Annotated in this window: 6 protein-coding genes; all 6 read right to left on the bottom strand. The window is 37.4% G+C overall.

All coding sequences use genetic code 11. The features are described from left to right. The 6 genes from ACYIAR_RS14625 to ACYIAR_RS14600 all read right to left on the bottom strand — a co-directional run bounded on the left by ACYIAR_RS14625 (position 1) and on the right by ACYIAR_RS14600 (position 12,598). Positions 1–1,776, bottom strand: a complete 1,776-nt coding sequence (locus ACYIAR_RS14625) for a cytochrome D1 domain-containing protein (RefSeq protein WP_480330613.1) — start codon at positions 1,774–1,776, stop codon at positions 1–3. 29 nt (positions 1,777–1,805) lie between these two features. Continuing rightward, positions 1,806–2,603, bottom strand: a complete 798-nt coding sequence (locus tag ACYIAR_RS14620) for an IclR family transcriptional regulator (RefSeq protein ID WP_480330611.1) — start codon at positions 2,601–2,603, stop codon at positions 1,806–1,808. 208 nt (positions 2,604–2,811) lie between these two features. After that, positions 2,812–4,389, bottom strand: coding sequence for a RagB/SusD family nutrient uptake outer membrane protein (locus ACYIAR_RS14615; RefSeq protein ID WP_480333671.1), 1,578 nt, complete (start codon positions 4,387–4,389; stop codon positions 2,812–2,814). 60 nt (positions 4,390–4,449) lie between these two features. Then, complete coding sequence (locus tag ACYIAR_RS14610) at positions 4,450–7,215, bottom strand: SusC/RagA family TonB-linked outer membrane protein (RefSeq protein WP_480330609.1); 2,766 nt, start codon at positions 7,213–7,215, stop codon at positions 4,450–4,452. An 812-nt stretch (positions 7,216–8,027) separates the two neighbouring features. After that, the gene (locus ACYIAR_RS14605) at positions 8,028–10,271 is read right to left on the bottom strand and encodes a GH92 family glycosyl hydrolase (RefSeq protein ID WP_480330607.1); all 2,244 of its coding nucleotides are present in this window, start codon (positions 10,269–10,271) and stop codon (positions 8,028–8,030) included. A gap of 152 nt (positions 10,272–10,423) precedes the next feature. Next, complete coding sequence (locus ACYIAR_RS14600; RefSeq protein WP_480330605.1) at positions 10,424–12,598, bottom strand: glycoside hydrolase family 20 protein; 2,175 nt, start codon at positions 12,596–12,598, stop codon at positions 10,424–10,426. Positions 12,599–12,662: the final 64 nt, after the last annotated feature.

Below are 12,662 nucleotides of genomic sequence, written 5' to 3'. Positions count from 1 at the left end.
TTATAATGAATTAACATATTCTGTCAAAGCTTCAATGTCTTTCTTCGACACTCTTTTTTCTATACCATGCTTATGCACACTGAATACTTCTTCCAATGTTGCAGCACGTCCGTCAAACAAATAAGGTGCAGTTCTCCAAACTTCAATAAGAGTTGGAGTATCCCAACCTTGTTCAAATTCTATATCATCGCCTATGCGGTGCATTTTCAAATCAGTAAAATATGGTCCGCTGTGACACTCACCACATTTTAATTTTTCAAAGACTTTACGTCCTTCTTTTGCCTTTTCTGATAATTCCCCGTTTACAAGATATGGACTTGGAACAGGACGAAGTGATTTCAAATATGCATCAACACATTTCGCCATTTCTTCATCAGGTTCGTAAAACTGTATGAACTTAAAACCAGCTCTTACAGCAACCTCAGCTGATTCACGAATTCCTGAAATCATACATTTAGGAGTGACATGGCTGTAAAGCATACTTTTGCAATTCTTTGAATTACCTACTCCATCATTCATCAAATCCCAGTTCATTCCATCAGTTCGTCCGTCACCAGGATGACAGCCATTACAGCTCTGCCAATTCTGGTAACAATGAGTAGCATCGTTGAAATATTTTTCACCTTTATGTTCCATTGTTTCCTCTCTGTTAGGATTCAAAAAAACAGATTTAACTTCAGAGGTATTTACATCAACGAAATTCAATTCATCCGCGAAATATGTAGGAACAATCAGTTCCCCACCGTCAAGCAACATACATCTCGGGCCATTACCGTTTAAAGGAACACGTTCTCTTAATCCATAAAGAAATGTCAGGTCATAATCCAAACGACTTTTATCAGGGTAAGCCTCGAATTTCTTAAGCATTGCTTTATGGTCGATAATACTTACTTCATGCGTTCCGCTATGACTGACATAAATATTATTTTCATCACAATCAATACTCCAGATACCTGCTGCTCCTCTATCGGGATCATCAACTATCACTACTCCTGCAAATGCCTGATTAGCTACATCTATAATACTGAATGCACTCGTATTCATCCAACCTTGCTGCAACTGAGAAGTAGGTACTGTAAACCTTCCCAAATTATGAGAAACATATATATATTTGCCATCAGGAGTAATACACATTCCACGAACAGCATTACTTCCATTTGCAAGCTTTATGTCTTTTACTTTCTCAAAAGACGACATGTCAATGACTGACACACATGCTGCCACCACATCAAGGTCAGCTCTTTGCGCAGGCAGAAAGTTTGTCACGAACATATATTTTCCATCAGCAGTAAACACTGCAGATCTGGGTTCACGCAAAACCGAAACTTCGCGAACAACTTTATGTGCAGCCAAATCAATCTCTGAAACAGTATTCTTGAACTGATTAAGCACATAAATATATTTTCCATCCGGACTCATCATAGGGTGACAAGCTCCCATCCCAGTTGGTATTGCATACTGCATCGCTCCAGTTTCCGCATCCAGTATTTGCAACATACCACGATTTTCAGATGTCGTTACATATAAATGATTATCAGCAAACAAAACCCCAGTTGGTACAGCATCAACAGGAAAAGATTTTAAACAAGTTTTTCCATCAGGTGAAAAGATGTCAACTTTCTTTGTTCCTTTCTGAGTCAATATTAATTCACCGGATTTTCCCTTTATTATATCAGTTGTAAAAAAAGGAGGATTGCCAGCAAACAACACTGAACTGACAAAACCGGAAAGGCATAATGCCAATAATTTTCTATATAACGAAACATGTATCTTCATGGCTTGTAACAATATTTATTTTGCGTTTTTCATTTAATATATCCTAACTTCTTAGATATCTCTGTTGATGTGTTCTTAACAGCCGAAATGGTTGATGTCAGAACTTTTCCTTTAAGTCTATCCTTTGGTCCGGAAATCCAAATCGCCCCACAAGGATATCCAATATAATTAAATAACGGAGCGCCCACACATATCACCCCACTCATTTCTTCCTCGTTATCCATTGCATAACCCAGCTTACGAACTTTTTCCAACTCTTCCAAATAGTCCTTAGCTGTCACTATAGTTCTATCATTATATGGATGAAACTCCATCAACGACAAATATCTGTCACGAACAGTATTTGGCAGGTAGGCCATAATAGCTTTTCCTGGCGCAGAACAATGCAAATCGAAAGATTTGCCCGGTGAAAGGACAAAACGGAATGTATGATGTCCTTGAGCCTGTTCTATAAAAATACCTTTCTCATTGCCTAATATTCCAAAGCAAGCAGTTTCCTTTACTTCATCCCTTAGTTTCCTAAGATAAGGCAATACTATCTCAAGCATACTATGCTCATTCAATGCTCTGAATCCAAGGGTAAGCATCTTTCTGGAAAGTGTATATTGCTTACTTTCATCGGAATACTGCAAATATTCCAAACGGACCAAAGTATTCAGAATACGATATGCAGTAGTTTGTGAAATATCAAGTGAGCTTTTTATATCCTGCAATGTTTTACCTTCAGAATTAAAAGCCAGATATTCCAAAACCGCCAGTCCTTTTTCCAAATTAGGCACTTTATAATTCTCTTCCGTTTTTTCCATATTTGGCAATACATTTTCCATATTTGGAATATTATTTCAGATTTGAATCTAAAATAAATTATGATTTCCATCTATTAAAAGAGAATTTGCAAAATTTAGTTAATTATGTTTTATAACACAACAATTATGTATTTATATTATTTTCAATGTTAAATGTTTATTCTTTTATATATAATCACATCTTATTATTAAATATTCCTATACAATGTTTTTTCTATCACTATTTAATTCAATATCCAGGATTCTGTGTCAGAAGTTTATTAAGAGTAAGAACATTATCAGGAATTGGAAAAACAGTTGTATAACCGTTTTCTTCCTGTGGTAACTGTGAACGACTGCTATAAGTCCGCGTAAAAAGACCGAAACGAATTAAATCCTGACGACGCCATCCTTCCCAAGCCAACTCTAATTGACGTTCTGCCAAAATATTTTCAAGTGTAGCTTTCCGTTCCGACATTCCTGCACGACGACGAACTTCATTCAATTCGAGATCACCATTCTCTCCATTTCGTACTTTTGCTTCACTCTTCATCAACAAGGCATCAGCATAACGGAAAAGAACAATATCATTATCAGATAATTTTCCATCCTTAGTACCCTGACTATCCACTTCATATTTCTTCATACGTGCTCCAGCAGTTTTTTCAGAAGCTAATCCTGAAAGATCCAATTGGATATCCCAAGGGAGATACTCCAAAACTGTTCCATTATCCAAACGAACAGTATCTCCATTCAAATCCAATACAACTCCGGCAAAATAACAAGCATCAAAACGACTATCAACCGAATCTGTTCCATACGCAAATGTTTTAAGCACTTCAATAGTTGCACTAGAGCCATTCTCTCCACCTAATCCATAAGCCTTTGCGTGATTATAATGACGCGAACGGAAAAGATTTTGCATTTGATTAGTATATAAATTCTTGTCCATTGGAATAGTAAAAATATTCTCCTCAGAGCCTTCATTATAAACTTTAAAGTTGTCTGTATAAGAAGGAGCAAGCTGATAACCACAGACTGCCAACGAATCACAATAGGCAATAGTTGTTTGCCAGGCATTCAAGGATTTGCCTCCTACATTAAAATAAATTGATTTACCGTCAGGACGTTCAGATGTCGTCCAATTATCATGCAAATAGACTTCACTATTCAAAGCAAGTTTAGCCAATAGAAAAAAAGCAATCGGACGTGTTATGCGTCCATAATAATCACCCGGATAATTACTTCGTTCCAAGCTTAAATCTGGTAATGCTGTCTGAAGCTCATCCACAATGAAATGAAAAACTTCACTTCTTTCACTTTGTTTTACATCTTGCATTGGAGTGGACGATGACAACACTAAAGGAACACGACCGAAAAGATCTACCAAATAATAATAATATAAAGCACGGATTGACCGTACTTCTGCCAAATAAGGAGACAAATTATAATCCGGGTACTTTTCCTGTAAGTTCTGTAATATTTCCAAAGATTTATTACTTAACACAATAACCTTATACAAATATTCCCATGTTGCCTGAATAGAATAATTATTAGTTCCCCAACGATGTAAAAACAATCCTTGCCAGAAACCTCCGTCATACCAGTCTCCACCTCGTGTTGGAAGCATAGCCTCATCCGTTGTAAACGTATTCAAATCATACACTCCACGATATGTGCCCTGCAGACCTTGACTATCTTTATTTCCTCCTATGTAATTATATAAGGTAGCAACTGTATTCAAATAAATATTTACTGGCGTATCAAAAGCTTCATCTTCCGAAATCTGATCACGAGGATGTTCTTCCAAAAATTTACTACATCCCATCAGCAAGAAAAGACTTATTATACTTAGAAACAAATTTAACTTCTTCATACCTGACTAATATTAAAATTGAAAATTCAAACCAATTGAATACGAACGGGATACAGGATAATTCCGCTTATCGTCAACGCCCAAGGTGTTGTTTACAATTGAACTATTTATCATAGGTGTCAAACCAGAATATGCAGTTATGGTTGCTAAATTATTTACCGACGCAGATAAACGCAAATACCTAATATATTTTCTAAGTTTACCCAAAGGTATATTCCATCCAACTGTCAGATAATCAAAATTAATATAGTCACCGTTTTCCAACCAATAGTCTGTTGCTGTCTGATCTTTGATACGTTTTTCTGGAGCTTCTTTCATTACGTTGTAATCCGGAAAACTTCCCATATTCATATAGCTCAATGCTGTACCATTATAAATTTTATGCCCGAATGCACCATTAATCTGAAGAGAAACGTCGAAGTTCCGATAACGAAAACTGAAATTTGAACCCAACATTGCTTTTGGCGTAGCCTGTCCAGCAACATAACGATCTTCCCCATCCTCAATATTCACACCATTTCCATTCAAATCAGCCACTTCATATCTATAACTACCATCAGCTTGTTCAACCAATCCTGTACAATGTGGCAAGTAAAAAACGCCTAATGATTCTCCCACTATCTGATATACAATATGGTTGTTTCCTCCATGAAAACCTGCTCCATTCAAACTAGCAATAGGAGTATATTGTGGTGCCGACATGTATTGACCATTATACATACCACTCAACGATAAAAGTTTGTTCTTCTGGAAAGCGACATTGAGATTGATATTCAATTCCATATCTTTCTTTTGAAGCGGAGTGATACCTAAGCCCAATTCAAAGCCACTATTCTGCATAGATCCTAAATTGGCTAACAACTTATTATAAGCAAATGGTGGTACGCCTACATCATACAGGTATAACATATCGCTCGTTTTGGAATAATAATAATCTGCAGCCAAAATCAAACGGTTCTGAAATAGGCCAACATCTAGCCCTATATTTGCTGTCCGTTTAACTTCCCATTTCAAATCCGGATTAGCATTTCGGATTACTCCCATAGTAACTGTAGGAGCTCCATTTACCGAAACTACACCATTAGGTTTCATCAACTGCAAAGAATTATATGAATCAATAGCTCCTAAATTTCCCGAAACTCCATAACCAGCACGAAGTTTGAGATTACTTAAAAACGATATATCTTTCAGGAAACCTTCTTCTGACAAAATCCAGGCAAAAGATGTTGAAGGAAAGAATCCCCAACGATTATTCTCTCCTACTTTCGAAGATGCATCTGCACGAGCATTGGCTGTCAAAACATACTTTCCATCATACACATAATTAAAACGAGCTAAAAAAGAAGCTAATCTTGGTGATTCATAAAACGACCCTGTTCCATCCCACAGACGAACTGCTCCTGCCTGCAGATTATTGTATCCAAATTTATCAGTAGTAAAGTTCGTCACAGTCGTATAAAAACCTGAAAGAATTGTTTTCTGTACTTCTGCCAATCCAAAAACATCCAATTTGTGTTTTCCCCACACATTAGTATAATTCAGCATAATGTTTCCCAACAAATCTTCCGTTTTATTCTCACCTTTATATGCCTGGCCGTGAGCCCAAACCGAAGTTGGCAAATACTGCGAATTTTCTATTACATTATAAGAATATGAACCAAAAACTGAAAATGTCAAATGCCTATTCAATAGTAAAGACAGTTTCATATGTGTATTAAAATGCGCATTCGATTCGTCATCCAGAACTTCCAACCATGCTAAAGGATTTGTTATCTGACTGGCATTCGTAATCTGATCCCATGAACCAGTTTCAAGATTTTTATGATTAGGGAATGTAGGATTAAATGTTGCAGCTGAGTAAAAAGTCTTTTGTATATCTGTCAGATAATTGTTCTTTTGTAAAGAACCAAACAATCCCATATCTAATTGGAAACGATCTTGAAAAGCTTTCTGAGACAGGTTAACCTTCGCAGTAAAATTTTGATAATCATCGTTCTGAACCACCTTTTTACTATCCATCATACCAATAGAAGCTCTATAATTGGTAGTATTTGTTCCTCCTCCAAAAGCAATATGATGATTTTGCATAACTCCCAGACGTGTAATCTCTTTTGGGAAATTAGTTTGATTCCCTAAATCCAAAATCTCCATATTTAATTGCCGTGATACTGCCCTGAATTCATCAGCAGATAACATTTCTATATTCTTGTAAACAGACTGAACACCATAATTACCCGTGTAACTTACACGAAATGATTCGCTCTTACCTTTCTTGGTAGCTACCTCTATTACGCCAGAAGCACCTCTCGATCCATACTGGGCGGTTTCCGAAGCATCTTTCAGAATAGTGAAACTCTCAATATCTGCAGGATAAATCGTATTTAACGCACTCAAATCAGCTGACACGCCATCAATAATAACCAACGGGTCATTTCCACCTGTCAGAGAAGTAGTACCTCTGACACGAACCGATGAAAGCATTGCCGCACGGTTTTCACCCGAAGAGATACTTACTCCAGCCGATTGTCCGCTCAAAGCTTCCAACGGTGTAGTAACAAATCCTTTATTCATTCGATCTTCGGAGACCTTATCGACAGCGCCAGACAAAGTCTGTTGATTTCCAACTGCATATCCTACTTTGATTTCTTCTAATCTTAAAGAATCTATCCGCAATGTGTCTGTGGATATTAATCCTATTTGCCCCTTTACTCCCAAAGAAATACCTAGCAAACATGTTACCATAGAAATGCGTAAATGTGTTTTAATGGTACGATCCATAAAGCTTTTTATTTTAAAACAAGTAAATTCTAAAGAAAGTTTAATTCTGTTAGTTTAAATTTACAAGAATCAAGAATATACACAACTAACTTACATTTTGTCATAATAACAAAATGACAAATTAAGTAGGCTGAGAATCCATTATTTCAACACAAATTGCAGGAAGTTCAAATTGATGGCAGTCTCATAGAATTAAGAAAATACAAATTGTCAGGAACTTCTTTATTATTCTTACATGAAAAAGAAATCATCACAATGAAACCTTATGTGCTAAAGCATAAAGAATGAAATTCAACTGACATTCCTTACATTTTATCAGTCATAATAAGTAGATATAATTCTTCATTCCTGAGAGTAAAATACAGTAATTTTACGTATTTTCCTGTTAGAAACGGGGCTTTTTCAGTATAAAAAGCTAGTGTTAAAAAAATGATTGCAATGACTTCAAGCAATGATTACAATGATTGCTCCAAATCATTGTGAAGACACTATGGAACGATTTAGATAATTGACTGAAATCATTGCAATCATTTTCTGAAACGAATCAGAAAAAGCTGGGGATTTGATGATTTTAGAGGAAAATCAATAATTTGTGAGTTAGCATAAAAATCTATTTTCCGTAAAAATGACATAAATAATTAGGTTTTGAAAGATATTTGACAAACTGGTTTATATGTTTATTTCGAGGAAATATGCCAATCATTTGGCTTTCATCATAACTACTCACATACTATAAAATAGAAAAACAGAGTAACGCTTATTTATTGTGCATTACTCTGTTTTTCCCAATAATTGACTATAAAAACTTCTGATTATTTATAAGTCTCGCTCAAAGTAAATTCAAGTTTACCGGCATTGACCAAATCTTCATGTGAAATAGTAAAGCCTTTAAGTTTCTTTCCTCCGGCTTTTACATCCTTGATGTATATTGACTCAGGAGAAGAATGTTTTGACTCGATTACCAATTCACCTTTTGGATAATATTTCTTGTCGAGCTTGATTGTCACCTTGTCAAAAGTTGGAGATGTAAGAACGAAGTTTACATCACCAGGACAAGCCGGATAGAAACCAAGCATTGAGAATATTGCCCAAGTTGACATTGTTCCGGCATCTTCATTTCCCGGAACTCCGTTAGGAGCATTGTGATAACGGGTTTTCAGAATGTTTCTCACTTCCTTCTGAGTTCTCCAGGCTTCACCCTTGAAATAGCTGAACAAATATGGATATGCAATATCCGGTTCGTTTGCTGCATCATAGTTTCCGTCATCGAACACGCTCTGAAGTTTGTTAACAAAATTCTTCTGTCCGCCCATCAATTTTGCAAGACCTTTTATATCATGAGGAACATAGAATGTATAGTTCCAAGCATTTCCTTCATGGAATCCGGGACTTGGCTCGAAATTCTCACCCTGTTTTGGGTCAAACGGAGAATAGAATGTTCCGTCAGGCAAAATAGGACGCAATGTTCCAAAGTCCTTGCAATAATAATGTTTATATCCCATTGAGCGGTCATAGAATAGTTTTGCATCATCTTTCTTGCCCAATTCTTTAGCGAACAAACATAAGTTCCAGTCTGCAATGTAATATTCCAATGCATGTGAAACAGAATTGTCGAACTGCTCACGCAAAGGAACATAACCTTTGCTGAAATAATCATTGGCATCCGGACGAAGTAAGTTATATTCACCAGGAGTTGTTGCGCCTTTCAGCATAGCTTCATATGCTGTGTTGACATCGAAATCACGCAAACCACGCATATATGCATCAACAATATATGGGATTGAAGGGTCGCCTTCCATTGTAAATGTTTCTCTACCGTAAAGTTCCCACTTAGGCAACCAACCGTTTTCCTTATACATATCAATCATAGTATTGATAATGTCGAGCTGACGGTCCGGATAAAGAAGAGTCATCAAAGTTGTTACATTTCTGTATGTATCCCACAAAGAGAACACAGTATAACGGTTACGGTCTGTTTTGCCAACTTCAAGGCTTTCCATCTTAGGATATTCACCGTTCACATCCTGAAGGATATTAGGATGGATCAGCAAATGATAAAGTCCTGTATAGAAAATAGTCTTTTCGTCCTTTGTTCCACCTTCAACCTGAATGCGTGAAAGGTCATTGTTCCAGCTGTCGCGCGCTGCTTTCTGAATTTCATCAAATGGGAATCCGCTGATTTCATGCTCCATATTTTCTCTCGCATTTTCAATGCTGACAAAAGAAACGCCCACTTTAACAGAAATCTGCTCGTTCTCTTCTGTATCATACTTAAACCATACACCAATATCATCACCGCTCATTTCGCGATTATATTTTGTATATAGTTTATATTTTCCGGAATGAACATCCCACTGGGCTTCCACTCCTTTCATTTCACGCTGTTTCTTCCAATAACCTTTTTCTTTTGGAGCTTTGCTGAGCTTCATGACAAAATATATTGGGAAAACAGCCTGAGGATTATAACAGAATGTTCCAAGCAATTTACTTCCTTCGATTTCTGTGTCGCTAACGAAACGAACTGAAGCGCCGGTTTCATTAGTCAATCCTTCTCCCAAATTAAGCAAAATATTTCCCTGTCCTTTAGGGAAAGTGAAACGGCTCAATCCTGTACGCATTGTAGCTGTTGCTTCTGCCTTGATGTTGTATTTTGTCAGTGTTGTACTGTAATATCCTGGAGTTGCAACTTCGTTCTTATAGTGACTGCCGTAATTACGGAAATCCACGTCCAATTCTCCGGTTGTTGGCATAAGTAGCAAACTTCCAAGTTCAGGACATCCCACACCACTCAAGTTAACGTGAGAAAATCCGGTGAAAAAGTCATTATCTGATGAATAAGGAGTTGACCACCACTGACTGTCTTTATCAAACTTGTTGGTTTCCGAACCCATCACATTGAAAGGAGTCACATTCATCATACCCTGCGGACATACTGCGCCGGGATTTGTTGTCCCATAGTTACTTGTTCCGATAAACGGATTCACATAATCTACAGGCTGTTGTGCAGAGGCTACCAAACCTCCACACAGTAATAAACTTAAGAGTTGTTTCTTCATTATATAATTTGAGTTTTTGAGTTTTTGAGTTTTTGAGTTTTTGAGTTTCTAATTCGGTTTAACTTTTTCTACAAATTACAAGAACAAAAAATCAACACTATTCTTTTCAGAAATGCTTGTCAACTTGTTTTCCCATTAACTTGCAACCCGAATTACCATATTACTATCTCATCAACGAAAATAAATCCTTTAGGATTCTTTGCCTTGATTTTCACGTAGCGTGCTTTCCAGTTTCCTTCAAAAGTATATTCCTGAAAAAGTAAATCTGAGTTATCCTTTGCTATATTAGTTGGAACAACACCTTGAGAAGTGAAATTCACACCATCTTCAGATGTCAACAGCTCTACGTTTTCAGGCTGATAAACTCCCGGACCGATTAGCTGCATCCAGCGTGAAGATATCTTATGCAATTCTGTCACCTCGCCCATATCAACTACACAATCAAGATTATCAAGATACCCCTGCCAGCGTCCGTCCAGATACGTAAGTCCTCCACGATAACCGTCGAGCAACGCATTCATTCCACCTGCCATATAACCCGGATATAGTTTGCTGTTATATTTTATCGGCTTGTTTATTCCACGGTGATAATCCACACGTTTTACAGTCGGTTCGCCCTGCAAAGCTCCGTCAACAAATATTCCGGCACAGATATCTGCAGAATCTTTTACCATAATAGAGCCATTATATAATGCTGAAGAAGCATCAGGAGTTGTACCATCTGTTGTATATCTTATTTCCGCCGGATACTTCTCTGCATCAAGGAACACAGAAATCTGTTTCTGCAATGTATCAACCGACATTGTCACTTCAATCTCATTCGACAATGTGAAAGTATTTATTCCTTTCTTCTGCAGAATAGGTATGTGAGCATTCATTCGAGGCTTGAAGTCATCCCACGAACGCAACTCCTGAGCTGTCCATCCAATTTCGGCCACTGCCAAAGCACGTGGGAACATCATATATTCAAGATGTTCTTCTGTAGGGATATATTCTGTCCATGTATTAGCCTGAACACCCAGGAAATGTTTTTCCTGCTCAGCAGTCAATGAATCTTTCGGTATAGGATTATAGCTGTACACTTTCTTTATCGGAGTATAACCACCGATGGCATATGGCTGAGTATTTGGGAATGCCTGATAGAAATCGAAATACATATAATTACCCGGAGTCATAACCACATCATGTCCCATTCTTGCAGATTTGAAACCGGCAGCTTCGCCACGCCATGACATAACGGCTGCATTCGGAGCAAGTCCACCTTCAAGAATTTCGTCCCATCCGATAAGTTTACGACCTTTTGAATTAAGGAATTCTTCTGCACGATGAATCATATAACTCTGCAATTCGTCAACATGCTTCATTCCTTCCTTTTTCATAAGAGCCTGACATTTCGGACAAGTTTTCCAGTTGCCCTTTCCTGCCTCATCGCCTCCGATATGTATATATTCAGAAGGGAAAAGCTCCATGATTTCAGTCAGAACATCTTCCATGAAAGTATATGTCTTTTCATTTCCTATACAGAAATCACCGCCTGTATAAGGTTTTCCCTTACAACATAACTCAGGATAAGCAGCAAATACTTCTTCTGAATGACCGGGGAATTCGATTTCCGGAAGCACTACAATATGTTTCTTGGAAGCATAGGCAACGATATCACGAATGTCCTGTTTTGTGTAGTATCCTCCATATGAGCCTTCAGTTCCTTCCAGTACATATTTACGGTCTTTGCCATCCCACCATTTACGCCAGTCTGATTCTGTACGTGCAGAACCATGGCTAGTCAGACGTGGATATTTATCTATCTCAATTCTCCAACCACCGGCATCAGTAAGATGAAAATGCAAACGGTTCATTTTATAGAACGCCATCACATCAATGATTTTCATCACTTCCTCCTTTGGGAAGAAATGACGGGAAACATCTAGGTGCAAACCTCTATAAGGGAAACGAGGACTGTCTGAAATTGTCACATAAGGAAGTCCTTCCGGTTGAAGGAGCTGAAGCAATGTCTGCTGTGCATAAAACAATCCGGCATCTGATGCGGCTTCAATGTTTACACCCTTACTGTCAACTGTCAATCGATATGCTTCACTTCCCTGCGAAGCCAAATCGTCAACAATCTGATATTTTACCTTATCAGAATTTTCTGCAAAAAGAGCAGCACTGTCAGTTTTGAAGAATCCTTTCTGGAATTGCATGCTCTGCGGCTTTGGAATCAGGTTAGAATTTAGCTGAACAGCTTCATCACTGCAACCAACGATTCCCAACATGCAGAAAGAAACTGCTCCAATAATTATTTGTTTAGTTTGCTTTGGCAATAACATAATGTGTAATGTTTATTGTATTAATATATTTCACAAATTTACTTATTTTATTCTATTTCACAAG

This window comes from Parabacteroides sp. KHUB-01, assembly GCF_056640935.1.
Note: the sequence above shows the minus strand (reverse complement) of the source record. Positions and strands in the feature narration are given on the sequence as shown.